The 25,056-nt window shown below is 73.9% G+C and carries 15 protein-coding genes; 7 read left to right on the plus strand and 8 right to left on the minus strand.

Annotation, left to right across the window (positions count from 1 at the left end; genetic code table 11):
* The first annotated feature begins 1,525 nt into the window (after positions 1-1,525).
* From ACZ51S_RS13905 to ACZ51S_RS13920, 4 genes are all read left to right on the plus strand, one after another.
* Complete coding sequence (locus tag ACZ51S_RS13905) at positions 1,526-1,975, plus strand: Rv3235 family protein (protein ID WP_468478017.1); 450 nt, start codon at positions 1,526-1,528, stop codon at positions 1,973-1,975.
* Between the two features lie 94 nt (positions 1,976-2,069).
* Positions 2,070-2,570 carry a DUF6912 family protein gene (locus tag ACZ51S_RS13910; protein ID WP_468478016.1) on the plus strand — a complete coding sequence of 167 codons (501 nt, stop codon included), beginning with the start codon at positions 2,070-2,072 and terminating at the stop codon, positions 2,568-2,570.
* Positions 2,567-3,235, plus strand: a complete 669-nt coding sequence (locus tag ACZ51S_RS13915; RefSeq protein ID WP_468478015.1) for an HAD family hydrolase — start codon at positions 2,567-2,569, stop codon at positions 3,233-3,235. The genes ACZ51S_RS13910 and ACZ51S_RS13915 overlap by 4 nt, the downstream gene beginning before the upstream one ends.
* Before the next feature lie 367 nt (positions 3,236-3,602).
* Complete coding sequence (locus ACZ51S_RS13920) at positions 3,603-8,570, plus strand: NAD-glutamate dehydrogenase (RefSeq protein ID WP_468478014.1); 4,968 nt, start codon at positions 3,603-3,605, stop codon at positions 8,568-8,570.
* Between the two features lie 72 nt (positions 8,571-8,642).
* On the opposite strand, the gene ACZ51S_RS13925 is transcribed toward ACZ51S_RS13920, so the two are convergent.
* Positions 8,643-9,413: an ABC transporter ATP-binding protein gene (locus ACZ51S_RS13925; RefSeq protein ID WP_468478013.1), complete on the minus strand. Its 771-nt coding sequence runs from the start codon at positions 9,411-9,413 to the stop codon at positions 8,643-8,645.
* On the minus strand, positions 9,406-10,305 hold the full coding sequence (locus tag ACZ51S_RS13930) for an ABC transporter permease (protein ID WP_468478012.1): 900 nt from the start codon (positions 10,303-10,305) through the stop codon (positions 9,406-9,408). The genes ACZ51S_RS13925 and ACZ51S_RS13930 overlap by 8 nt, the downstream gene beginning before the upstream one ends.
* Positions 10,306-10,474: 169 nt before the next feature.
* Between ACZ51S_RS13930 and ACZ51S_RS13935 the strand changes: the two genes are divergently transcribed.
* Positions 10,475-11,092: a TetR/AcrR family transcriptional regulator gene (locus ACZ51S_RS13935; RefSeq protein WP_468478011.1), complete on the plus strand. Its 618-nt coding sequence runs from the start codon at positions 10,475-10,477 to the stop codon at positions 11,090-11,092.
* A 22-nt stretch (positions 11,093-11,114) separates the two neighbouring features.
* Here ACZ51S_RS13935 and ACZ51S_RS13940 read toward each other — a convergent pair whose 3' ends face one another.
* The 5 genes from ACZ51S_RS13940 to ACZ51S_RS13960 form a co-directional block, all read right to left on the minus strand.
* Positions 11,115-13,370 carry a bifunctional glycosyltransferase/CDP-glycerol:glycerophosphate glycerophosphotransferase gene (locus ACZ51S_RS13940; RefSeq protein ID WP_468960837.1) on the minus strand — a complete coding sequence of 752 codons (2,256 nt, stop codon included), beginning with the start codon at positions 13,368-13,370 and terminating at the stop codon, positions 11,115-11,117.
* 134 nt (positions 13,371-13,504) lie between these two features.
* Positions 13,505-14,440 carry a carbohydrate ABC transporter permease gene (locus ACZ51S_RS13945; RefSeq protein ID WP_468960839.1) on the minus strand — a complete coding sequence of 312 codons (936 nt, stop codon included), beginning with the start codon at positions 14,438-14,440 and terminating at the stop codon, positions 13,505-13,507.
* Positions 14,437-15,786 carry a carbohydrate ABC transporter permease gene (locus ACZ51S_RS13950; RefSeq protein ID WP_468888113.1) on the minus strand — a complete coding sequence of 450 codons (1,350 nt, stop codon included), beginning with the start codon at positions 15,784-15,786 and terminating at the stop codon, positions 14,437-14,439. The genes ACZ51S_RS13945 and ACZ51S_RS13950 overlap by 4 nt, the downstream gene beginning before the upstream one ends.
* A 4-nt stretch (positions 15,787-15,790) precedes the next feature.
* Positions 15,791-17,176, minus strand: a complete 1,386-nt coding sequence (locus ACZ51S_RS13955; protein WP_468802116.1) for an ABC transporter substrate-binding protein — start codon at positions 17,174-17,176, stop codon at positions 15,791-15,793.
* Between the two features lie 105 nt (positions 17,177-17,281).
* Positions 17,282-20,254 carry an FtsK/SpoIIIE domain-containing protein gene (locus tag ACZ51S_RS13960; protein ID WP_468478006.1) on the minus strand — a complete coding sequence of 991 codons (2,973 nt, stop codon included), beginning with the start codon at positions 20,252-20,254 and terminating at the stop codon, positions 17,282-17,284.
* Positions 20,255-20,704: 450 nt separating this feature from the next.
* Between ACZ51S_RS13960 and ACZ51S_RS13965 the strand changes: the two genes are divergently transcribed.
* Together ACZ51S_RS13965 and ACZ51S_RS13970 are read left to right on the plus strand one after the other, a co-directional pair.
* Complete coding sequence (locus ACZ51S_RS13965) at positions 20,705-22,477, plus strand: serine/threonine-protein kinase (RefSeq protein ID WP_468960843.1); 1,773 nt, start codon at positions 20,705-20,707, stop codon at positions 22,475-22,477.
* 182 nt (positions 22,478-22,659) lie between these two features.
* Entirely contained in the window at positions 22,660-23,925 is a 1,266-nt protein-coding gene (locus ACZ51S_RS13970) for a serine/threonine-protein kinase (protein ID WP_468960845.1), read from the plus strand.
* Between the two features lie 29 nt (positions 23,926-23,954).
* Here ACZ51S_RS13970 and ACZ51S_RS13975 read toward each other — a convergent pair whose 3' ends face one another.
* Positions 23,955-24,995: an isopenicillin N synthase family dioxygenase gene (locus tag ACZ51S_RS13975; protein WP_468478003.1), complete on the minus strand. Its 1,041-nt coding sequence runs from the start codon at positions 24,993-24,995 to the stop codon at positions 23,955-23,957.
* Between the last annotated feature and the right edge of the window lie 61 nt (positions 24,996-25,056).

Here is a 25,056-nt window from a genome sequence, read left to right on the forward strand (position 1 = left end):
GTAGGCGGTCGGGGCCGGGCACCTTGGGTGTCCGGCCCTGGTTGCGTGTGGGGGTCGGTGGGGGTTTCGGGGGCGGGGTTCCGGCGGGGCCGTGTCAGGGCTGGTTTGGGGGTTTCCCGTCAGTCCCATCGTCCTTCCGGTTCGGGACGGCCCGTCAAGGGCGCTCCTTCGTCGCGTCGCTTCGCGATGTCGCTTCGCTCCACCCTTGACAGGCCGTCCCGAACCGGAAAGACAAGGACTGCCGGGAAACCCCCAAAAGAACGGTCACGGGGCAGGAGCGGGAGGGACGGGTCCCTCAGTGATGAGGCGAGGGGCCGGGCGTCGGTCCGCCGGGCATCCGGGCCCCCAAAGACCCTCGGCGGTCCACCCCCGCGCGTCAGATCGCTACGTGCTCCTCCCGGCTTGGCGTCCGGCGACCGTCCGTGGCTGATACCCGCACCACATGACGATCAGGGCCCCTTTCGGGACCGGTGGGCGCGTGAGATCGCTACGTGCTCCTCATTTCTCGGCGGCTGATGGCCGTCCGGGGCTGAGATGGTCGTCGCAGGAGCTTTGGGGGTCCTTCGAGGCGGAAACGGACCGTCCCCAAGGCATCTCGTGGGCCTCTCCAGGCCTCTCGACCGTCTGTCGGAGTCTGGGGATGCCTTTCTCAACCGCAGACTCCGACAAGAGCCGTTCAGGTCTCGGCCACGCCTAACAAAGGTGAGTAATAGGGACAATCCCCCGCGCTGGCGGCTCATGGTCACCAGAGGCGGCCCGCAGACGCCTCTCGGGCAGGAGCGCGTAGCGATCTGACGCGCCCGCCGCGCCCGGATGGGGCTGTGGTCGTCATGTGGTGGGGGTATCAGCCCAGGACGGTCGCCGGACGCCAAGCCGGGAGGAGCGCGTAGCGATCTGTCGCGCCCACCGGCTTCCTGTGCTGGTCTGGTGGGCATGTGGTGCGGGTAGCCGGGCTCCCGGCCTGGCCGGGCAGGGCACGGGCCCGAATGCGGGACAGGCCGGCGCCCGACCCGTCGTCTCGTCGCTGAGGGAGCTGCTCCCCTTCTCCTGCCCCGTGACCGTTCCTTCGGGGGCTTCCCGGCAGTCTTTCGGCTTTCCGGGGCGGGTCGGTCGGTCAAGGGTGGCCGAAGGCCATCGCGAAGCGACGCGAACGAAGTGAGCGCCCTTGAGGGACCGGCACGAACCGGAAGGACGATGGGACTGACGGGAACCCCCGCACCGGCCCTGAGACGGCCCCGCCGGAACCCCGCCCGCCGGAACCCCACCCCACCCCCCCTGCCGCCGCAAGGGTGACCGGCCGTCCCCCATCGGGCGGCCCGGGCGGCGGGTTCCGGCGTCCACCCGGGGCCCTTTCCGGCAGGGGTCCGGGGCTTCGCGGTGGGGGGCCGTCGCACGGATAGGTGAACCCGGGCGGGGTTTTCACCGGGGCCCGCGGGCGGTTGCGGAGCGTGTTCGGCGGTCGTAGAAATCCCGCATCAAGTTACCGCCTGGTACCGCCGGGCTCGGTCTGATCGGGGGAATCGCCATGGACACCACCACGCGCGGCACCATCGGCGGCGAGGGCAGCCGCAGCAGGCCCGGAGGGGGGAGCCGGAGCCGGCCCGCCGGCCGGCGCGACCAGCGGCGTCCGGCGGGGGTGCCGCGGCAGGTGCGCCGACTCGCCCCGCACGACTGGTTCGCGGAGCGCCTGCTGGCCGTGCTGAGCGGTCAGCGCCCCGTCCATTCGCTGCTCGGTCTCACCGTGGGCGAGGCGTACGAACAGCTGGTCGCCCTGGCGCCCGCCGGACCGCTGCGCGACCGGCTGCGCCCGGTGCTGCGCCACTGCGGCCGGTTCCACCCCGGCCCCGGGGTGATCGAGGCCTTCGCCCGCATCGCGACGGGGGACCGGGTCTCGGCGATGGCCTTCCGGCTGGAGCAGGGCCCCGACCGCCGCTGGCGCTGCGCCGCCGTCGAGATCCGCGGCCCGCGGCCGTAGCGCCCGCCGGGCCGCCCTCGCCGGTACCCCTCCCCGCCGACGGTCCCGCCAGTCGTATCCTGAGGGCGTTTCCGACTACCGAAAGCAGCCGGCCATGCGCTTGTACGTCCCCCAGACCCTCCCCGGGCTCGCCGAGGCGCACAAGGCGGGGCAGTTGGGGCCCGCCCCGGTCCGTGCGTACGCCGTGACCCCCGCGCTGCGGGAGTGGTACGTGTCGGACGACATCGAGGAGCTGGAGTACGCCGCCCTCGGGCGCGCCGCGCTCGCCTCGCTGCGGATGCTGGCCGCGGACCCGGCCGCTCCGCGCAGGCGGGTCGTCGTCGCGCTCGACGTCGACGACAAGGCCGTCACCGCCGTGCCCGGGACGGACGAGGCCGCCCTCGGGCAGGTCACCCTCGCCGCCCCCGTGCGCCTCGCGGCGGCCGCGGCCGTGCACGTCGACGCCGAGGACGCCGAGGGCGACGTCGCCGCGGCCGCCGCGGCGCTGGAGGCCGCCGACGCGGGGGACGACGACGCGCGGTTCACCGTGGACGGCGCCGAGGACCACGAGCTGCTCTGGTTCGGGATCCAGGAGATCCCCGGGCTGCTGGCATGAGAACGGGTACGGCCCACATCGTGTGGGACTGGAACGGGACGCTGCTGCACGACATCGACGCGGTCATGGTCGCCACCAACGCCTCCTTCGCGGAGCTCGGCTTCCCCCCGATCACGCTGGAGCGCTACCGCGACCTGTACGTCGTCCCCGTGCCCAAGTTCTACGAGCGGATGATGGGCAGGCTGCCCACCGACGCCGAGTGGGTCGTCATGGACGAGGCCTTCCACCGCCACTACTGGACCGCCGCCGAGGACGCGGGGCTCGCCGAGGGTGCGCTGGAGCTGCTCCGGGACTGGCGGGCGGACGGGCTCACCCAGTCCCTGCTGTCCCTCGCGCCCCACGAGAAGCTGGTGCCCCTGGTCCGCGCGCACGGCATACACGAGCACTTCCTGCGCGTCGACGGGCGTACCGGGCCCTCGCACACCTCCAAGGCGGGGCATCTCGTACGCCATATGGAGGCATTGGAAGCAGCCGGTGTGACCGTCAGCCGTACGGTCCTCGTGGGAGACGCCGTGGACGATGCGACGGCCGCGCAGCACGTGGGGGCGCACGCCGTCCTGTACACGGGGGGCTCGCACAGCCGGGCCAGCCTGGAGTCGGCCGGGGTGCCCGTGGTGGACAGCCTGGCCGAGGCCGTGGCGATGGCCCGTGAGCTGGCCGGATAGGCGGTGGGCGGGAGGATCCGGCCACGCGGCTGGCCACACTGTCCAGGTTTTGACCCCGGATTTGTACAGATGCAGTGAATGACGACCGGGGGGTGGGGCGAGATAGCCTTGTACCCGTGATCAGCGCGATAGTCCTCGGGGGCACTGATGCCCCCGGCCCGCGCCCGGCGCGTCCTCGCGGCCGGGCCCTCGCTGATCCCCGCCGCCGGGACCTGTCGATCATGGTCGAAGCCTTCCCGGGCGGCTCTTCCGACGCCACGGCGTCACATCCGATCCGGACGGACATCCCGCCTCATAGCGGCGCTTTGTCATTCCTTCCTTCACCACCTACGTCACGCAATGGCGCGTTGACAGGGAGCCAGAGGACATGCAGACCAAGCTGGACGAAGCAAAGGCCGAGCTGCTCGCGCGGGCGGCACGGGTAGCTGAGAACAGCCCGGCCGGGGGGCTACTTCCGACTGGGTCCGAGCAGGGGGAGCGTCCTGGCCAGGGCGCGACGCTCGCCTACCTCCAGCGCTACTACCTGCACACCGCCCCCGAGGACCTCGCCGACCGGGACCCGGTCGACGTGTTCGGCGCGGCGCTCTCCCACTACCGGCTCGCCGAGAACCGGCCGCAGGGCACCGCCAGCGTCCGCGTGCACACGCCCACGGTCGAGGAGAACGGCTGGACCTCCAGCCACTCGGTCGTCGAAGTGGTCACCGACGACATGCCCTTCCTCGTGGACTCCGTGACGAACGAGCTGTCCCGCCAGGGCCGCGGCATCCACGTCGTGGTCCACCCCCAGGTCGTCGTGCGCCGTGACGTCACCGGCAAGCTGATCGAGATCCTGGGCCCGGACTGCGACGCCCACGGCCCCCGGACCGCGCGCCCGCACGACTCCCTCGTCGAGTCCTGGATCCACGTCGAGATCGACCGCGAGACCGACAAGGCCGACCTCAAGCAGATCACCGGCGATCTGCTGCGCGTCCTGTCCGACGTCCGCGAGGCCGTCGAGGACTGGGAGAAGATGCGCGACGCCGCGCTGCGCATCGCCGACGAGCTGCCGAACGAGCCCACCGCTCCGGACCTGCGCGAGTACGAGCTCGAAGAGGCCCGCGAGCTGCTGCGCTGGCTGGCCGACGACCACTTCACCTTCCTCGGCTACCGCGAGTACGACCTCGTCGACGGCGACGCCCTGTCCGCCGTGCCCGGCACCGGCCTCGGCATCCTGCGCTCCGACCCGCTCCACCACGGCCAGGAGGACGCGCACCCCGTCTCGCCGTCCTTCAACCGGCTGCCCGCCGACGCCCGCGCCAAGGCGCGCGAGCACCGTCTGCTGGTGCTGACCAAGGCGAACAGCCGCGCCACCGTGCACCGCCCCTCGTACCTCGACTACGTGGGCGTGAAGAAGTTCGACGCCAACGGCAACGTCGTCGGCGAGCGCCGCTTCCTCGGCCTGTTCTCCTCCGCCGCGTACACCGAGTCCGTGCGCCGCGTCCCGGTGATCCGCCGCAAGGTCAGCGAGGTCCTGGAGGGCGCCGGCTTCGCGCCGTCCAGCCACGACGGCCGCGACCTGCTCCAGATCCTGGAGACCTACCCGCGCGACGAGCTGTTCCAGACCCCGGTCGACAAGCTCCGCGAGATCGCCACCTCCGTGCTGTACCTGCAGGAGCGCCGCCGGCTGCGGCTGTACCTGCGCCAGGACGAGTACGGCCGCTACTACTCGGCGCTGGTCTACCTGCCGCGCGACCGCTTCACCACCGGTGTCCGGCTGCGCCTGATGGACATCCTGAAGGAGGAGCTCGGCGGGACCAGCGTCGACTTCACCGCCTGGAACACCGAGTCGATCCTCTCCCGCATCCACTTCGTCGTCCGCGTGCCGCAGGGCACCGAGCTGCCGCTGCTGACCGACGCCGACGTCGAGCGCGTCGAGGCCCGTCTGGTCGAGGCCGCCCGCTCCTGGGCCGACGGCTTCGGCGAGGCGCTGACGGCCGAGCTGGGCGAGGAGCGGGCCGCCGAGCTGATGCGCAAGTACGGCACCTCCTTCCCCGAGGGCTACAAGGCGGACCACTCGCCGCGCGCCGCCGTGGCGGACCTGTGCCACCTGGAGAAGCTCTCCGCCAGCGACCGTCCCTTCGCGCTCTCCCTCTACGAGCCCGTGGGCGCGGGCCCCGGCGAGCGCCGCTTCAAGATCTACCGCACCGGTGAGCAGGTCTCCCTCTCCGCGGTCCTCCCGGTCCTCCAGCGCCTGGGCGTCGAGGTGACCGACGAACGGCCGTACGAGCTGCGCCGCGCCGACCGGGTCAGCGCCTGGATCTACGACTTCGGCCTGCGGATGCCGCTGTCCACGGGCAACGGCGACGCGTACCTCGGCGACGACGCGCGCGAGCGGTTCCAGGAGGCCTTCGCGGCCGTGTGGACCGGCGAGGCCGAGAACGACAACTTCAACGCCCTCGTCCTGGGCGCCGGCCTCACCTGGCGTCAGGCCGTGGTGCTGCGCGCGTACGCCAAGTACATGCGCCAGGCCAAGTCCACCTTCAGCCAGGACTACATGGAGGACACCCTCCGCAACAACGTCCACATCACCCGGCTGCTGGTCTCGCTCTTCGAGGCGCGGCTGTCGCCCGGCCGCCAGGCCGCCGGCACCGAGCTGATCGACGCGATGCTGGAGGAGCTGGACGGGGCCCTGGACCAGGTCGCCTCGCTGGACGAGGACCGCATCCTGCGTTCCTTCCTGACGCTGATCAAGGCGACCCTGCGGACCAACTTCTTCCAGCTCGACGAGGAGGGCCGCCAGCACTCCTACGTGTCGATGAAGTTCGACCCGCAGGCCATCCCCGACCTGCCGGCCCCGCGCCCCGCCTTCGAGATCTGGGTGTACTCCCCGCGCGTCGAGGGCGTCCACCTGCGCTTCGGCAAGGTCGCCCGCGGCGGTCTGCGCTGGTCCGACCGGCGTGAGGACTTCCGTACGGAGGTGCTCGGCCTGGTCAAGGCGCAGATGGTCAAGAACACCGTGATCGTGCCGGTCGGCGCCAAGGGCGGCTTCGTCGCCAAGAACCTGCCGGACCCGTCGGTGGACCGCGACGCGTGGCTCGCCGAGGGCATCGCCTCGTACAAGATCTTCATCTCGGCGCTGCTCGACATCACGGACAATATGGTCGGCGGCGAGGTCGTGCCGCCGAAGGGCGTGGTCCGTCACGACGAGGACGACACCTACCTCGTCGTCGCCGCCGACAAGGGCACCGCGACCTTCTCCGACATCGCCAACGGCGTCGCGGAGTCGTACGGCTTCTGGCTGGGCGACGCCTTCGCGTCGGGCGGCTCGGCCGGTTACGACCACAAGGGCATGGGCATCACCGCCCGCGGCGCCTGGGAGTCCGTCAAGCGGCACTTCCGCGAGCTGGGCCACGACACCCAGACCCAGGACTTCACGGTCGTCGGCGTCGGCGACATGTCCGGCGACGTCTTCGGCAACGGCATGCTGCTCTCCGAGCACATCCGCCTGGTCGCCGCCTTCGACCACCGGCACATCTTCATCGACCCGACCCCGGACGCGGCCACCTCGTACGCGGAGCGCCGGCGCCTGTTCGAGCTGCCGCGTTCCTCGTGGGCGGACTACGACACCGCCCTGCTGTCGGCGGGCGGCGGCGTCCACCCGCGCAGCGCCAAGGCCATCCCGGTGAACGCGCAGATGCGCGAAGCCCTCGGCATCGAGGCGGGCATCACCAAGATGACCCCGGCCGAGCTGATGCAGGCCATCCTCCAGGCCCCCGTGGACCTGCTGTGGAACGGCGGCATCGGCACGTACGTCAAATCGACCTCCGAGACGCACGCGGACGTCGGCGACAAGGCCAACGACGCCATCCGCGTCAACGGCTCCGAGGTACGGGCCAAGGTCATCGGCGAGGGCGGCAACCTGGGCCTGACCCAGCTCGGCCGCATCGAGTTCGCCCGCGTCGGCGCCGGCGGCGAGGGCGGCAAGGTCAACACAGACGCCATCGACAACAGCGCGGGCGTGGACACCTCCGACCACGAGGTGAACATCAAGATCCTGCTGAACGCGGTGGTCGCGGACGGCGACATGACCGTCAAGCAGCGCAACAAGCTGCTCGCCGAGATGACCGACGAGGTCGGCTCCCTGGTGCTGCGCAACAACTACGCGCAGAACACGGCCCTGGCCAACGGCTCCGCCCAGGCCCCGAGCCTGCTCCACGCCCAGCAGCGCTTCATGCGCCGCCTGGGCCGGGACGGACTGCTGGACCGCCAGCTGGAGTTCCTGCCCAACGACCGGCAGATCCGCGAGCTGCTCAACGCCGGCAAGGGCCTGACCCAGCCGGAGCTGGCCGTGCTCTTCGCCTACACCAAGATCACGGTGGCGGACGAGCTCATCCACACCGCGCTGCCGGACGACCCGTACCTGCGCCGCCTGCTGCACGCGTACTTCCCGGCCGCCCTGCGCGCGAAGTTCCCCGAGCAGATCGACGCGCACGCGCTGCGCCGGGAGATCATCACCACCCTGCTGGTCAACGACACCGTCAACACCGGCGGTTCGACCTTCCTGCACCGTCTGCGGGAGGAGACCGGCGCCTCCACGGAGGAGATCGTCCGGGCGCAGCTCGCGGCCCGCGAGATCTTCGGCCTGGCCGAGGTGTGGGATGCGGTGGAGGCGCTGGACAACCAGGTCGCCGCCGACGTCCAGACCCGGGTGCGGCTGCACTCGCGGCGCCTGGTGGAGCGCGGTACGCGCTGGCTGCTGAACAACCGGCCGCAGCCGCTGCAGATCACCGAGACCATCGAGCTCTTCGGCGCCCGGGTGTCGGAGGTCTGGGCGCAGCTGCCGAAGCTGGTGCGCGGCGCGGACCTGGAGTGGTACCAGTCGATCATGGACGAGCTGACCGGTGAGGGCGTGCCGGAGGAGCTCGCGGCGAAGGTGGCCGGCTTCTCGTCCGCCTTCCCGACGCTGGACGTCGTCGCCATCGCGGACCGGACGGGCGTGGACCCGCTGTCCGTCGCCGAGGTGTACTACGACCTCGCGGACCGTCTGGACATCACGCAGCTGATGGACCGCATCATCGAGCTGCCGCGGTCCGACCGCTGGCAGTCGATGGCCCGCGCGTCCATCCGCGAGGACCTGTTCGCGGCGCACGCGGCGCTGACCGCCGACGTGCTGGCCGTGGGCGACGGTTCCTCCACTCCCGCGGAGCGCTTCAAGGCGTGGGAGGAGAAGAACGCGGCGATCCTCGGCCGGGCCCGGACGACCCTGGACGAGATCCGGGGTTCGGACGACTTCGACCTGGCGAACCTGTCGGTGGCGATGCGGACGATGCGCTCGCTGCTGCGCTCGCACGCGTAGTCGCCGGCGAGGCCGGACACGGGCCGGGCCCGGACCCCCCTTGTGGGGTTCCGGGCCCGGCCCGTCGCGGTGTCAGCCGCGGGTGAAGGCCTCGTACGCGTCGCAGACCTCCTGGGAGGGGCCGTCCATGCGCAGCACGCCCGACTCCAGCCAGATGGCCCGGTCGCAGGTCTCGCGGACCGTGCCGATGCCGTGGCTGACGAGGAAGACCGTGCCGGCGCGGGCGCGGAGCTCCTCGATGCGGGCCTGGCTGCGGCGCTGGAAGGCGGCGTCGCCGGTGGCGAGGGCCTCGTCGATCATGAGGACGTCGTGGTCCTTGGCGGCGGCGATGGAGAACCGCAGCCGGGCGCCCATGCCGGAGGAGTACGTGCGCATGGGCAGGGAGATGAAGTCGCCCTTCTCGTTGATGCCGGAGAAGTCGACGATGTCCTGGTAGCGCTCGCGGATCTGCTGCTTGGTCATGCCCATCGCGAGCCCGCCGAGGACCACGTTGCGCTCGCCGGTGAGGTCGTTCATCAGGGCGGCGTTCACTCCGAGGAGGGACGGCTGGCCGTGCGAGTAGACCGCGCCCCGGGCCACCGGCTGGAGGCCGGCGATGGCCTTGAGGAGGGTGGACTTGCCCGAGCCGTTGGAGCCGATCAGCCCGATCGCCTCGCCCTTGTACGCGGTGAAGCTGACGCCCTTGACGGCGTGGACCTCGCGGACGCCGGGGGCCGGGCGGCGCGAGACGATCCGGCTGAGCGCGGCGGTCGCGCCGCCCTTGCGGCCGCTCCCGTGCACCTTGTAGACGACGTGGACCCCGTCCGCGATGACGGTGGGGACGCGGGTGTCGGTGTCAGCCACGGCCGTACTCCTCCTCTGCCTTCCAGAAGTAGACGAAGCCGCCGACGCCGGCGAGCAGCGCCCAGCCGATGGCGATCGGCCACACGTGGTGCGGGAGCGAGTCCGCGGTGAAGCTGTCGATCAGGGAGAAGCGCATCAGGTCGATGTAGACGGCCGCCGGGTTGGTCTTGAGCACCAGCGAGACCCACTGGGGCAGGTGGTCCGTGCTGAGCATGGAGTCGATGGACCACATCACGCCCGAGGAGTACATCCAGGTGCGCAGCACGAACGGCATCAGCTGGCTGACGTCCGGGTTCTTGCTGCCGATGCGGGCCATGACCATCGCGCAGCCCGCGCAGAACAGGGCCATCAGGAAGAGCACCGGGACGGCGATCAGCCAGGAGGCGGAGGGGGTCTGGCCGAAGGCCAGGAGCAGGACGACGAGGGCCGCCATGGTGACGAGCAGCTGCTGGAAGAGCTGGACCACGGAGGAGACGGGCAGGCTGGCGCGGGGGAAGTGCAGGGCGCGGACCAGGCCGAGGTTGCCGTGGACGGCGCGGGTGCCGGCGTTGACGGAGCTGCCGATGAAGTCCCAGACGAAGACGCCGGTGATCAGGAACGGCACGTAGTCGGGGACGCCGTGGCTGGCGCGCATGACGATGCCGAAGACGAAGTAGTAGACGGCCGCGTTGAGCAGCGGGGTCATCAGGTGCCAGACCTGGCCGAGTCTGGCCGTGCTGTACGTGGCGTGCATCCGCGCGGTCGCGTACGCCGTCACGAAGTGGCGGCGGTTCCACAGCTGCGCTGCGTAGCGGGGGAGGGAGGGGCGGGCGCCGCTGACGGTCAGGCCGTGGGCTGCCGCCAGCTCGGCGGCGGAGGGCGGCGCGGGGTCCGCGAGGGTCACGGTGGTCACGGGATCGCTTTCGACGGGGGTCGGGGGCGTCGCCTGCTAGGGGCTTACCAGCGGGGCGACGACGGGACGGGTCCGTATCGTCGTGACGTCGACAGTAGGGTGCCGCGCGTTGGAACGCAACCGTATCGTCGTGACGTGCGGGTGCTGTCCTCGCCGCTATGCTCTGGGCATGACCAACGAGCCCCCCGCCGCTCCCGCCGCCCGCCGCGCCCCCGCCGGCGCCGCCGTCCTGCGCGAGGACGTCACCCGGGCGATCCGCGCGGCCGTGCTGGACGAGCTGGCGGCCGTGGGCTTCGCCCGGATGTCGATCGAGGGCATCGCGCGCCGCGCCGGCGTCGGCAAGACCGCCGTGTACCGGCGCTGGAAGTCGAAGCTGCACCTGGTGCTCGACCTGATCGGGGCGGTCGCCGCCGACGGCATCCCCGTGCCCGCCACCGGCTCCCTCTACGGGGACGTACGTGCCCTGCTGGAGGTCATGTCACACGTGCTGCGGCACCCGGTGGCCTCGGCGGTCATCCCCGACCTGCTGGTGGAGGCCGCCCGGAACCCGGAGATCGCCGACGCGGTGCGCGGCGCCCTGCTCGAAGGCCAGCGCCGGCTCGCCGAGGGCATCGTCTCCGAGGCCGTCGCCCGCGGCGAGCTGCCGGGCTCCGCCTCCCCCGAGCGGGCCCTCGACCTGGCGATCGGGCCGCTGTACTGGCGGCAGGTGGTGGTACGGGACGCCGTCCCGGCGGGCTACCTCGACGAGCTCGCCCGCTCCGTCGTGGCCGGCCTGCGCGCCGGCTGACCCCCCGGCCCCCGCCCCCGCCTCAGGGCCACAGCCCCGCCGTCAGCGGGGCCAGGTCCGGCGCCGGCGCGGCGGGCGCGGGCCGGCGCTCCTCCAGCGGGACCACCGCGGGGACCGCGACGGGCTGGCCCAGGAAGACCCGGCGCACCACCCGCTCGGCGGCGTGGCCGTCGTCGTACGAGCAGAAGCGAGAACGGAACGCGGCGCGCAGCTGCGCCGAGCGGGAGCCCCGCCAGTGACCGGTGGCGAAGATGTCCACCAGCTCGTCCTCGGTGCGGGCGATCGCGCCCGGGGGACAGGAACGCAGGTCGAAGTAGGTGCCGCGGGCGGCCTCGTACGCCTCCCAGTCGCCCGCGTGGATCACGATCGGCCGGTCCAGCGCCGCGTAGTCGAACATCAGGGACGAGTAGTCCGTGACCAGCGCGTCCGAGGCCAGGCACAGCTCCTCCACCGACGGGTGGTCCGAGACGTCCAGCAGGCGCGGGTGCGGCTCCCAGCCGCCGGGGCTGCCCGCGTACGTCAGGTGGGTGCGCGTGAGCAGGGTGAAGCGAGGGCCCAGATCCCGCAGCACCCGCTCGAAGTCCAGGTGCACGGGCCGGCTGCGGCGGTAGTCCCGGTGCGTCGGGGCGTACAGGACCGCGATGGTGCCCGGCGCGATGCCCAGGCGCTCGCGCAGCGCGAGGACCTCGGCCTGGCCGGCCCGGTGGAAGGCGTCGTTGCGCGGGTAGCCGTACTCCAGGGTGGTGTAGGAGGCGGGCACGGCCTTCTCCCACACCAGGGTGGAGTGGCGGTTGGAGGACAGCAGGTAGTCCCACTGGTCCGCGCCGCGCAGCAGCCCTTCGAAGTCCGTGGTCGGGGTGGCCGCCGGACGGTCCTGGAGGTCCAGGCCCACCCGCTTGAGCGGGGTGCCGTGCTGCGTCTGGAGCAGGACCTGACCCGGCCGCTTGACCAGGGCGCGGTCGAAGTTGACGTTCGTCGTCAGGTACCCGGCCCGGGCCAGGGCGCTCCAGTACGCGGCCGAGCCGGGCCGCAGCGGGGTGGTCTCGGGCGGCAGGGTGGAGGCGTACCGGGGGTCGCAGATCCACGCCGTGCGCATGCGCGGGGCCAGTTCGCGCAGCTTCGCCTCGATCGCCGCCGGGTTGCAGGCGTAGCCGCCGTGCCAGTACGCGGAGAACACCGCCAGTTCGGGCCGCAGCGGGAGCAGCCGCTGGACCCGGTAGTGCAGGCGCAGGGCGCTCTCGCGCAGCCCCCGCCCCAGCGCCGAGCCGGTGCGGCCCGCCGACAGGGCGGCCGCGCGCAGGACGGAGCCCAGCCGGTAGCAGCGCCGCAGCCCGAGCCGCATCAGGGTGTGCCGGAGCCGGTCGGTGCGGGTCAGGGACAGCGGCAGCGCCCCGGACCCGCCCGGGACGCGGTGGCGGCGCAGCAGGGCCGAGGCCCGCGCGAAGAACTCGGCGCGCGCGGCGCGCGGGAGGCGGCGCGGGTCCGCGTACACGGCGCAGAAGTGCTCGGCCATCCGCCGGTGCACCGCGGGGCGCCAGCGCTCCAGCTCGGGGCGGGAGGCGAGGTGGCCGAAGACCCGCTCGTACTGGTCGAGGACGTCCAGGTGGCGCCGGCTGGTGGTGGTCAGGATCGAGCCGGTGCGCCGCTGGCGGTAGTGGACGCAGACCCGGTCGAGGACGGCCACGGACTCGGCGGACAGCAGCGCCGGGTACGTCCAGGGGGTGTCCTCGTAGAAGCCGGGCGGGAATTCGAGGCCCTCGCGCTCCACGTACTCGCGGCGGTACGCCTTGTTCCACACCACCATCAGCATGCCCAGCAGGGCCGGACGGTCGGCCAGCCGGAAACTGGCGGGGCCCTCCTCGGACAGCCGGTGCGCGAGGCGGTTGCGGACGGTCTCGCCCGTCCAGAAGGTGCGCGCGTAGTCGTACACCAGGACGTCGGGGGAGCCGGTGGCCTTGAGCCGGTCGGTGATGGCCTGGAGGGCGCCCGGCGCGAGGGTGTCGTCGCCGTCGAGGAAGACGAGGTAGTCGCCGCTCGCCCGGGCCAGGCCCGCGTTGCGGGCCGGGCCCAGGCCCAGGTTGTGCGCCAGGTGCACCGCGGTGACCCGGGGGTCGCGGGCCGCGTACTCGTCGATGATCGAGCCGCACGCGTCCGGGGAGGCGTCGTCGACCGCGATCAGTTCCAGATCCGGATAGGACTGGGACAGGACCGAGTCCAGACTCTCCTGGAGGTACGCCTGAACCTTGTACGCGGGCACGATGACGCTGAACCGGGGCACGGCACATCCAGGGGTCGGCGCGGGCATATGGCCCAGGAACCCCGCGCGCGGCGATCGGGTTACGCCCCGTACGGCATTCGGGTTACGCAGCGTCAACGCCCCATGTCGGAGCGGGTTTCCCCGCCGGCCGTGGGCTACTTGACGGCTCCGGCCATCACCCCCGTCACGAACTGCCGCTGGAAGGCGAAGAAGACAAGCAGCGGTACCACCATCGACAGGAAGGCGCCGGGCGCCAGGACGTCGATGTTGTTCCCGAACTGCCGCACCTGCTGCTGGAGCGCCACCGTGACGGGAGGGTGCGTCGAGTCGGCGAAGACCAGCGCCACCAGCATGTCGTTCCACACCCACAGGAACTGGAAGATGCCGAGCGAGGCGATCGCCGGGCCGCCCAGCGGCAGCACCACCCGGGCGAACAGACGCAGTTCCCCGGCGCCGTCGAGCCGGGCCGCCTCCAGCAGCTCGGCCGGGATCTCCGCGAAGAAGTTCCGCAGCAGGAACACCGCGAAGGGCAGCCCGAACGCGGTGTGGAACAGGACCACCCCCGCCGTCGTCTCGAACAGGCCGATGGAGCCGAACAGTTCCGACACCGGGATCAGCGCCACCTGGACGGGGACCACCAGCAGTCCCACCACGACCAGGAACAGCCAGTCCCGGCCCGGGAACTCCAGCCAGGCGAAGGCGTACCCGGCGAACGCGCCCAGGACGAGGACGAGCAGCGTGGCGGGCACCGCGATCGCCGCCGTGCTCAGCAGCGAGCCGGTGATCGTCTCGTTGGCCAGCAGCCGCGCGTAGTTCGACACCGTCAGCCGGGACGGCTCAGTCAGCGCCCGCCACCAGCCGCCCCGGCCCAGGTCGGCCGGGGCCAGGAAGGAGGAGACCAGCAGCCCGAGCGTGGGCAGCAGCCAGAACAGGGCGGCCAGGACCAGGAAGACGCGTACGGCGCCGGACGCGGCGCGCGCCGCGATCCGGCCGGCGATCCGGCTCCCGGCGCCGGCGGCCTTCGCGTCGGCTCTCTTTGCGTCGGCTCTCTTCGCGTCGGTGGCCTTCGCGCCGGCGTCCGGGGCGCTCATCGGGACGACTCCTTCCGCAGCCGGCGGATATTGAGCAGCATCACCGGCACCACCAGCACCAGCAGCAGCACCGCGATGGCGCTGCCCAGCCCCGGATCGGCGTCCGTCCCGAAGGACGTGCGGTACAGCTGGAGCGCGAGCACGTTCGCGTCGTCCTGCACCGCCCCCGGCGCGATCACGAAGACCAGGTCGAAGATCTTCATCACGTTGATGACCAGCGTCACCAGGACCACCACCAGCACCGGCGCCAGCAGCGGCACCGTGATCCGGCGGAACACCTGCCACTCGCCCGCCCCGTCCACCCGCGCCGCCTCCAGCAGCTCGCGCGGCACCGCCGCCAGCCCGGCCGCGATCAGCACCATCGCGAACCCGGCCCACATCCACACGTACGCCCCGATCACCGCCGGGGTCACCAGCACCGGCCCTAGCCACTCGACCCCCGCGTACGCCGCCCGGAAGTTGGCCGCGGGCAGCCGCAGCAGCGCGCCGTCCGCCTCGCCGGGCAGCGTGAAGGTGCCGTCCGGCGCGGCCTTCGCCGAAGCCACCACCCGGCCGTCCTTCACCGCCTCCACCCGCATCCCGGACAGGGCCGGCTCCGCCGGGTCGACCACGTTCACCCGCCCGCCGCCGCCCCGGGCGAAGTCCTGCCAGACGGTCCCCGTCACCTTCCCCGGCACCGCCCCGGCGTTCCCCGCCGCCCCGGACCCCGCCGGCAGGGCCTCCGGCGCCACCCCGACCAGCGGCAGCAGCACCGGCACGCCCGCCCGTACCGGGCCGCGCGTCACCAGGTCCCCGCCCGCGGCGGGCTCCAGCGGGGAGTCCCGGCCCGGGCGGGCCCCCGGGAAGGCCGAGGACGGCGCGAAGGTGTCGTGCACCCCGACCCACACCGCGTTGGCGACGCCCCGCTGCGGATCGTGGTCGTACACGAGCCGGAAGATGATCCCCGCCGCCAGCATCGAGATCGCCATCGGCATGAACACCAGCAGCTTGAACGCAGTCCCCCAGCGCACCCGCTCCGTCAGCACCGCGAAGACCAGCCCGAGGGCGGTCGCCGTGGCCGGGGCCAGCACCACCCACACCGCCGTGTTGCGCAGGGCCGTGACGATCACCGGGTCGTCCAGGATCCGCCGGTAGTTGCCCGCCCCGACGAAGGCGTCGCCGGAGCGGTCGAAGAGGCTGCGGTAGAGGGAGTAGCCGATGGGCTGCACCACGAGCGCGCCCAGCAGCACCAGGGCGGGCAGCAGGAACGCCGCGGCCACCAGCCGCCGGCGCGAGACGTCCTTGCGGCGGGCCCGTTCCCCCGCCCCGGCCGCGGCTCCGGGCCGCGCCGCCGTCTTCACCGTCACGGCGTCAGTTCCCGTACGCCTTGGCCGCCTCCGCCTCCAGCCTCTCCTGCACCGCCGCCACGTCCGACGGGTTCGCCAGGAAGTCCTGGAGCGCCTTCCACATGCCGGCGCCCGGAGTCCCGCCGAAGGCCGCCGGAGCCCGGTCCGACATGTCGAAACGGAAGTCGTCGCCCGCCGCGATCAGCGCCTTGGCGATGCCCCGCTGGATGTCGTTCGGGTACACCGCGAAGTCCACCGCCTTGTTCGGCGACACGAACCCGCCCTCCCGGGCCTGGATCCGGGCCGCGTCCGCCGACGCCAGGAAGGTCAGCAGCGCCTGCGCCCCCTTCCCCGGCTTCAGGGCCACCGCCACGTCACCGCCCGACACCACCGGCGCCTTCGCTCCCACCGCTGGGAAAGGGAAGACCAAGGCGTCCTCGCCCACCTTCGCCCCGGTCTGCGCGATGGTCACCGCCACGAAGTCCGCCTCGAAGACCATCGCCGCCCCCGGCCGGTCCCCGCCCGTGAAGGTCTGCGTCACCGACTTCGCGAACTCCGTCGACAGCGCCCCGCTCGGACCGCCCGCCAAGAAGTCCTTGCGGCCGAACAACTGCCCGAGGGTGGTCAGCGCCTGCCGGACGCTGTCGTCCGTCCACTTGATCTCGTGCCGCGCCAGCCGGTCGTACTTCTCCGGACCCGCCTGCGAGAGGTACACGTTCTCGAACCAGTCCGTCAGGGTCCAGCCGTCCGCACCCGCCACCGACACCGGCGCGGTGCCCGACGCGGACAGCGTGTCGGCCACCGAGAGGAAGTCCTTCCAGGTCGCCGGGGGTTTCACGCCCGCCGCCTCGAAGGCCTTCGCGTTGTACCAGACCAGCGACTTGTTGGCCGCCTTGTAGTAGACGCCGTACTGGGTGCCGTCGACCGCGCCGAGCGCGCGCCAGCCCGGCGAGTAGTTCGCCTCCAGCTGCGCCCCGGCCTCCGGACCCAGCGGCTGCGCCCACTTGTTGCGCACCGCCGACACCAGCGCCCCGACCTGCGGCAGCAGCGCCACGTCCGGCGGCTGACCGCCCGCGATCTTGGTGCCGAGGAAGGTGACGATCGGGTCCTGCGCCGGGACGAAGGTGACGCTCGCCCCCGTCCGCTTCTCGAACTCCTTCAGCACCTTCGTGAAGTTCGCCTGTTCCGGTCCCGTCCAGACCGCCGCGACCGACAGCTTCTCGCCGGGCAGCCGCGGTAACTCGACGGTGCGCTCGTCCTGCCGGCCGGCCTGCGACGGCCCGCCCGTGCCGCCGCCGTCACCGCCCCCGCCGCCGCAGGCGGTGAGCGCCAGCGCGCCCGCCGCGGCCAGCGCCGTCCAGGCTCTGACCGCCGTGCGTTTCGTGTGGCCGGTTCCGTGCTGTACGCGCATGCTCTCGCCCCCGATGCCGTCGTGCCCGTGGTGTGCTGCGTGCCACAAGGTCTACGCCGACCCGCGCACCCCCGCAATACCGCGTGGCGGGGGAGCCGCGGAGCGTCAGGGGGCCGGCGGGAACGGCACCGGTATCGCCGAGACCAGGTGGGAGGCCCGGTCGAGGGCGCTGGCCAGCAGCGCGAGGTCGGTCGGACCGTTGCCCAGCTCGCGCACCGGACGGCGGGCCGGAGGGTCTCCCATCCGCTCCCACTCCACCGGCACCACGGTCGGCCTCAGGGTCGCCGTGCGCGGGATCCGGCCGGTGACCCGGCCCGCCTGGAAGGGCACCGCACGGCCGTCGGCGTACAGCAGCCGCCCCCGGCCCGGCCCCGGCTGGTCCGGGGCGTCCAGCTCCACCCGCAGCGTCGCCAGCCGGGCCGGCTCGGTGTCGGCGGTCCGCTCCGGGCGGGCGCTGGCCACCACCAGGTGCACCCCGAGCCGGGTGCCCTCGCGGGCCACGCCCTCCAGGATCCGCACCACCGAACCGGCGGCCTGCCGGCCCGGACTGCCCAGCGCCGGGGCCACCAGCGCGTCGAAGTCGTCCACCAGCACCACCAGCCGGGGCAGCGGCGTCGGCCCGCCCGCCGGCTCCGTACGCGTGGCGGCCGCCCGCAGCCGCAGGGTGCCGGTGCGCACGGGGTCCCCCCAGCCGGCGGTGCCGGGGGAGGGGTCGAGGTCCCCGCGCAGCTCGCCCGGGGAGGGCCGGCGGGGCGAGACCATCCGCTCCGACAGCTCGCGCCGGGCGTGCCACTCGGTGAACGGGACGCCGTCCAGCAGCTCGTGGCGGCGCTTCAGCTCGGCGCCGAGGGCCTGCGCGAACTCCCGCATGCGCAGCGGGTCGGAGGCCACGAGGTGGGCCGACACGTGCGGGAGTTCCGTGCACGGCTGGAGACCGTCGCCGCGCTCGCCGCCGGCGCCGTCGAGGAGGAGCAGGCCGAGGCGGTCGGGGCGCGCCGCGGCGGCCAGGGAGGCGGCGATGGAGCGCAGCAGCTCCGTCCGGCCGCTCCCGGCGGGGCCCTCCACCAGCAGGTGCGGGCCGTCGTGGACCAGCTCGGCGCCGACCGCCCCGCGCCGGCCCGTGCCCAGGACGATCTCCGCGAGTCCGCCGACGCCCTGGCCCTGGTCGGTGGCCTCCGCCCAGCGGGCCATCAGGGACGCCGGGGTGGCGCGGGCCAGCCCGAGCTCGTCCAGGAGCCGGGACGCCGCCGGGAGGGTGGCCGCGGCCGGGCGGGACGCGCCGCCCTCGGTCGGGGTGCCGTCCGCGCGCAGCGGGGCCAGAGCCCGGGCGAACCGCTCCGCCCAGGCCGCCGAGACGCCGTCGGCCACCGCCGTACGGCCCGCCGCGACCGGGTGGCCGCCGTTCACCGCGAAGCTCCGTACGGCCGTGGCCACATCGCCGCTGAGCAGGGCGATCCGGCCGCAGTCGCGGAACGCCGGGGTGGCCGCGCAGGCCGCCTCGTACGTCGCCGCCACCGGGGAGGCGGCGGTGGCGGCCGGGGTCTCCGCGAGCACCAGGAGGTGGACGCCCGCCGCGGTCCCGTGGGAGGCGAGCCGTCCGGTGAGGTCGCGCAGGGCCGCCGTGCCCGGGTCGCCGTCCAGCACCACGAGCGTGCGCGGGCCCTCGTACGCGGCGGCGGCCTGCCGCAGCGCGGCCGGGCCGGCGGAGGCCCAGCCGGCGCCGAGCGGGCTGTCGTCCAGCCGCCGGGTCAGTTCGGCGGTGCGGGCGGCCGCCTGGTCGCGGTCGTACGCCAGCAGCAGCCGGCAGTCCTGCCCGTGCGCCGGCCGTACGTGGGGCAGCCAGCCGAGCCAGCCCCAGTCGCGGCGGCGCTCCGCGAGGGGGCGGGCGCGGTCGGCGGCCAGCAGGACGACCTCCAGCCGGGTCGGCGCGTGCAGCCCCGCGAGCTGGGCGACCACCGACCGGGCCACCCCCGTCAGCCGTGCCCGGGGCCCCGCGATGCCCAGCGAGCCGCACTCGGGCAGGGAGACCCGGCAGCCCGCGCCGAGCCCCGCCTCCAGGAACCGGGGGTGCCCGGCGCCGCGCGACCACAGCCGCCCGGTGGGCCCGAGCGCCGCCAGCAGCAGCGCCGCGGGGTCGTCCTCGTCCGGCCCGGCGACCGCGGGCGCCTCCGGTCCGGCCGGCTGCCCGGGGGTTTCCTCCTCTCCGCGCACCCACTTGCGGGCCCAGGCGCCGATCCCGCCGCGCCGGCGCCGTGCAGCGCCGGGCTCCTCGCCGGCGGTGCCGTCGGGGTGCGGGGAGAGGCCCTCGACGGAGCCGGAGCCCGAGCCCGGGCCGGCACCGGCGTCCCCGGCCGCGGGGTGCTCCGCGGCCGCCCCGGGGGCGGGGGCCGGGGAGGGGGCGGCGTCCCCGTCGGGGGAGGGGCCCGCCAGTCCGAGGTGGCCCTCCAGGTCCGGGACGACCGCCAGCGCCGGATCGCCGCCCGGCGGGGCGAGCCGGAGGGTGGACTCGCCGATCCGCAGCAGCGCGCCCGGCGCCAGCGGGACGGCGCCCGCCCCGACCTCGGCGCCGTCCAGCGTGGTGCCGTTCGTCGAGCCGAGGTCGGCCACGGTCACCCGGCCGTCCGGCAGCACGGTCACCGCGCAGTGCAGCCGCGACACGTCGGGGTCGTCCAGCGGTACGTCGGCGTCGGCCGAGCGCCCGATCCGCACGGCCCCGGGGTGCAGCAGGTGGACCCCGCCCGCGTCCGGTCCGGCCACCACGTGCAGCTGCGGCGTGCCCGGCCCGTCCCCGGCCGGGACGGCGGCGGTGTCCGGCCCGGGGGTGTGCAGGGCCAGTACGGCCCCGTCCACCAGGGGCGGCTCGCCGAGCACGGCGCGCTGGGGGTCGAGGCGGCGGGAACCGGCGTACAGCACCACGGTGCCGCCGGTGTCGGGGCCGCCCGCGGTCGCCGCGAGTCCGGAGGCCACCGCGGCCAGCGGGGTCCCGGCGGGCGCGGTGACGAGCACGTCACAGCCGGCGGGCGCGGTGGCGGCCTGGTGGCCGCCGCGCGACCCGAGGACGGTCAGCCGGATCTGCATCGCCGTCAGCGGTCCCTTCTGCGCGGAGCGCAGTGCGCGGTGCGTGCGTGCGCCCGGCAGGGGCAGCGGCGGGACCTGCCCGCCCGATCGACACCCCCGCCCGGCACGGACGCCTCGTCCGTTCAGGTCTGCCGGAAGGCAGGGCTCCCGTCCCGGCCGTTCCGTACGGGTGCATCCTCGCACCTGTCGCCCGCAACACGCCCGGCACCCGCCGATAAATGATCTTGGATCGTGGTGGCGCGGTTCGCCCACCGGTAGGAACGCGCCACTCCGGCGGGGGAAACACAGGGAAATGCGCCCCCGGCATACCCCACAAAACTCACCCTTCGCACATATGTGCGGCAACCAACCTCCGCCGACCCGCGTCTTCCAGCGGGACACCCCCTAGAGTTGGGCCGGAAACCCACCCGGTGGAATCAGCCGGAAAGACGACAGCAGGGAGCGCGAGACGTGCGGCCAGTCGGCAGCAAGTACCTGCTCGAGGAGCCGCTCGGGCGCGGCGCCACGGGCACCGTCTGGCGTGCCCGCCAGCGGGAGACCGCCGGCGCGGAGGCCGCCGTCGCCGGCCAGCCCGGCGAGACCGTGGCCATCAAGGTCCTCAAGGAGGAGCTGGCCCAGGACGCGGACATCGTCATGCGCTTCCTGCGCGAGCGCTCCGTCCTGCTGCGCCTGACCCACCCCAACATCGTGCGCACCCGCGACCTCGTCGTCGAGGGTGATCTGCTCGCCCTGGTCATGGACCTCGTCGACGGCCCGGACCTGCACAAGTACATCCGCCAGAACGGCCCCTTCAGCCCGGTCGCCGCGAGCCTGCTGACCGCCCAGATCGCGGACGCGCTCGCCGCCAGCCACGCCGACGGCGTGGTCCACCGCGACCTGAAGCCCGCCAACGTGCTGCTGGACGAGAGCAACGGCCAGATGAAGCCGATGCTCACCGACTTCGGCATCGCGCGCCTGGCCGACTCCCCGGGTCTGACCCGCACCCACGAGTTCGTCGGCACCCCCGCCTACGTGGCTCCCGAGTCCGCCGAGGGCCGCCCGCAGACCTCCGCCGTCGACATCTACGGCGCCGGCATCCTCCTCTACGAGCTGGTCACCGGCCGCCCGCCCTTCGCCGGCGGCACCGCGCTCGAGGTCCTGCACCGCCACCTCAGCGAGGAGCCGCAGCGGCCCCCCGCCGTGCCCGAGGCGCTGTGGATCGTCATCGAGCACTGCCTGCGCAAGGAGCCCGACGAGCGGCCCAGCGCCGAGAGCCTGGCCCGCGGCCTGCGCGTGGTCGCCGCCGGCATCCGCGTCCACTCCTCGCCCGACGAGGTCGAGGCCGCCCTCGGGGTCGCCGCCCTGCTCGCGCCCGACCCCTCGCCCGCCCCGGTCCCGGCCGGTCCCGGGAACCCCGGCAACGCCGACCCGACGCAGGTGCTGCCCGGCCGCCCGGCCGCCGCCCCCGCCGACGCGTACGACCCGAACGCCATGACGAGCGTGCTCCCGCCGGTCGGCGGGGCCGACGCCACCACCGTGCTGCCGGCCACCGGAGCACCCGGCGGCCCCGGCGCTCCCGACCCGACCTCCGTCATGCCCCCGGTGCAGCAGCCCGACGCGCCGCACCCGTGGCAGTCGCAGATGCGGGCCGCGCGCGACCGCAACGAGCAGACGCAGATGCACTACCTCGACCCCGCCGAGGACCCGCTGCGCCGGCGTCCCCAGCGCCCGGCACCGCAGATGCCGCCGCCCCCCCAGCAGCCGCCCCGGCAGCAGTACCGCCCGGCCCCACCGCCGCAGCAGCAGTACCAGCAGCAGCCCCCGCCGCAGCAGTACGCCCAGCAGCCGCCCCAGCACTACCAGCCCCAGCCGTACCAGCAGCAGCCGCCCCAGCAGCAGCCGCAGTACCGCCAGCCCCAGCAGCAGCCGCCGCAGCCTCCGCCCGCGCGGCAGCAGCGCCGGCCGCAGCAGGAAGCCCCGCGCGAGCCCCGCCCGCCGCGCGAGCCGCGCCGCCGCAGCGCGAACCCGGTCCGGATCCCCGGCCTCGGCTGCCTCAAGGGCTGCCTGGTGATGATCCTGCTGCTCTTCGTGGGCGGCTGGCTGATCTGGGAGCTCACCCCGCTCCAGGAATGGGTGGGCACCGGCAAGGGATGGTGGGACCAGATCTGGAGCTGGGGCACCGAGGTCGCCGACTTCATCGGCTCCATCGGAGGCTCGACGGGCAGCGGCGGCGGGACCTCCTGAGGGCCTCCCCCCGGACTCCGTCCGGGGGCCCCGGGACGCCCCGTAGCGCCGACCTTGTTGATTTGTCGACATCCAGGACGTGATTTCGCCCGCAGAAGTGAAGGTCGCCGCGATCCGGCGACCCCAACCCCCGCTCGGCCGCGTAGCTTTGGTCCGTTACGCCAGCCGCTGAGGGAGCAGTCGTGGCACGGAAGATCGGCAGCCGGTACACCGCCCACCAGATCCTGGGGCGCGGCAGCGCGGGCACGGTGTGGCTCGGCGAAGGGCCGGACGGCCCCGTCGCCGTCAAACTGCTGCGCGAGGACCTCGCCTCCGACCAGGAACTGGTCGGACGATTCGTCCAGGAACGCAGCGCGCTCCTCGGACTGGAGCACCCGCACGTCGTCTCCGTGCGCGACCTCGTCGTCGACGGCAACGACCTCGCCCTCGTCATGGACCTCGTACGCGGAACGGACCTGCGCACGCGCCTCGACCGCGAACGCCGGCTCGCCCCCGAGGCGGCCGTGGCCATCGTCGCGGACGTCGCCGACGCGCTCGCCGCCGCCCACGCGGCCGGTGTCGTCCACCGCGACGTCAAGCCGGAGAACGTCCTGCTCGACATGCAGGGACCGCTCGGCCCCGGCGGCGCGCACCCCGCGCTGCTCACCGACTTCGGCGTCGCCAAGCTCATCGACTCCCCGCGCCGGGCCACCGGCGGCCGCAGCGCCGCCCCGACCACCCGGATCATCGGAACACCCGACTACCTGGCCCCGGAGATAGTGGAGGGCCTGCCGCCTAGGGCGGCCGTCGACATATACGCCCTGGCCACGGTGCTGTACGAGCTGCTGGCCGGCTTCACCCCCTTCGGCGGCGGCCACCCGGGCGCGGTACTGCGCCGGCACGTCACGGAGACCGTGGTCCCGCTGCCCGGCATCCCCGACGAGCTCTGGCAGCTGATGGTCCAGTGCCTGGCCAAGGCCCCCGCCTCGCGGCTGCGCGCCTCCGAGCTGTCGGTCCGGCTGCGGGACCTGCTGCCGCTGCTCGCCGGGATGCCCCCGCTCGACGTCGACGAGCCGGACGACGCCGACCCGGAGCCCGAGCCCGAGCGGGAGCCCGACACCGCCGCCGACCCGGTGCGCAGGCGGGGCGTGGTCCCGCTGGTCCCGGGCTCCGCCACCGACTCCAACCGGGACACCCACACCTCCATGCGGGTCCCGGGCCCGGAGGAGCTGGCGGGCGGGGCACGGGGCACCGCCCGCGTCCCGCGCCCCGCCGGCGGACACCGCCCCGGCTCCGCCCGGCACCGGGCCGAGGCCGCCCGCAAGCGGCGCCTGGTGCTCTCCGCGGCGGCGCTGGCCCTGGTGACGGCGGTGGGCCTGGGCAGCTGGCTCGCCGTATCGGGCGACGACCCGGCGCCCCCGCCGCAGGACGGCAAGGGCGGCCGGTCGGCCCCGCCCCACCCCCGGTAGGCCGCGCCGCGGCGCCCCTCGCGCCCGGACTACACGGAGGTGAGGTCCGGGTGCCAGCGGCGGGCGACCTCGGGATGGGCCCGGACCCAGCCCTTGAGCTCGTTGCGGCCGTACTCCGCGTGCAGCGGGTTCGACGCGTCGTGCGCGACGCCCGGCGCCGAGCGCAGGTACTCCCCGGGGACGGTCTCCACCACCGCGTCCAGCCTCGGGTTGTAGAAGAACGGCACCGAGAACCGCTCCACCGCCCCCGGCGGGCTGACCACCCGGTGGTCGGTGGCCCGCAGGTACCCCTCGGTGGCGATCTCCAGCAGCTCGCCCAGGTTGACCACGAACGCCCCCGGCCGTGGCGCGATGTCGACGTAGCCGCCGTCCCGGACGACCTGGAGCCCGCCCACCGAGTCCTGGAGCAGCAGCGTCAGGAAGCCGTAGTCCTTGTGGGCGCCGACGCCCTGGTCGGCGCCCGACGGGGCGGACCCCGGGTAGCGGATCAGCTTCGTGTGCAGGTGGGGGCGGTCCGCGAAGGCCGCGTCGAAGAAGTCCGGCGGTGCGCCGATCGAGGCCAGCAGCTCCTGGAGCAGCCGGTGCGCCACCCCCGCCAGGCGCTCCTGCCATCCCAGGACCGCCTCCCTCAGCTCCGGCAGCGCCGCCGGCCACTGGTTGGGGCCCTCCAGCCACAGGTACGCGGGGTCCTGCGGCCCCAGCACCGGCGCCGGCCGCTCCGCGCCCACGTCCAGCTGGTCGCGCCAGTCGGAGGCGCCGCCCGTCAGCTCGTGCCCGATGCGGGTGTAGCCCCGGAAGTGCGGGGAGTTCAGATTGCTCACGGCCAGCCGGTCGGCCTCCGGCAGAGCGAAGAAGGCCCTGGTCAGCTCCAGGATGCGGGAGGTCTCCGCCTCGGATATTCCGTGGCCGGTCAGGTACAGGAAGCCGGTGTCCCGGGCCGCGGCGTGCAGCTGCTCCAGGAAGCCGGGCCGCTCGGCGGGGTCGTCCGCCCGCGAGAGGTCGATCACGGCGAGGGCGGGCGCGGCGGAGGCGGCGGAGGTGGTGGAAGAAGAAGGGTGCGCGGACGGCATGACGGCTCCGTTTCGGATGTCACGGGGTCCTGTGCCCCAGAGATGGCGGGGCAGGCGGAGG

The organism is Streptomyces sp. NPDC034043, assembly GCF_055575675.1.

Coding starts and splice junctions, on each gene's coding strand:
- ACZ51S_RS13905 (WP_468478017.1), top strand. CDS start 1,526: ATGGACACCACCACGCGCGGCACCATCGGCGGCGAGGGCAGCCGCAGC.
- ACZ51S_RS13910 (WP_468478016.1), top strand. CDS start 2,070: ATGCGCTTGTACGTCCCCCAGACCCTCCCCGGGCTCGCCGAGGCGCAC.
- ACZ51S_RS13915 (WP_468478015.1), top strand. CDS start 2,567: ATGAGAACGGGTACGGCCCACATCGTGTGGGACTGGAACGGGACGCTG.
- ACZ51S_RS13920 (WP_468478014.1), top strand. CDS start 3,603: ATGCAGACCAAGCTGGACGAAGCAAAGGCCGAGCTGCTCGCGCGGGCG.
- ACZ51S_RS13935 (WP_468478011.1), top strand. CDS start 10,475: ATGACCAACGAGCCCCCCGCCGCTCCCGCCGCCCGCCGCGCCCCCGCC.
- ACZ51S_RS13945 (WP_468960839.1), bottom strand. CDS start 14,440: ATGAGCGCCCCGGACGCCGGCGCGAAGGCCACCGACGCGAAGAGAGCC.
- ACZ51S_RS13955 (WP_468802116.1), bottom strand. CDS start 17,176: ATGCGCGTACAGCACGGAACCGGCCACACGAAACGCACGGCGGTCAGA.
- ACZ51S_RS13960 (WP_468478006.1), bottom strand. CDS start 20,254: ATGCAGATCCGGCTGACCGTCCTCGGGTCGCGCGGCGGCCACCAGGCC.
- ACZ51S_RS13975 (WP_468478003.1), bottom strand. CDS start 24,995: ATGCCGTCCGCGCACCCTTCTTCTTCCACCACCTCCGCCGCCTCCGCC.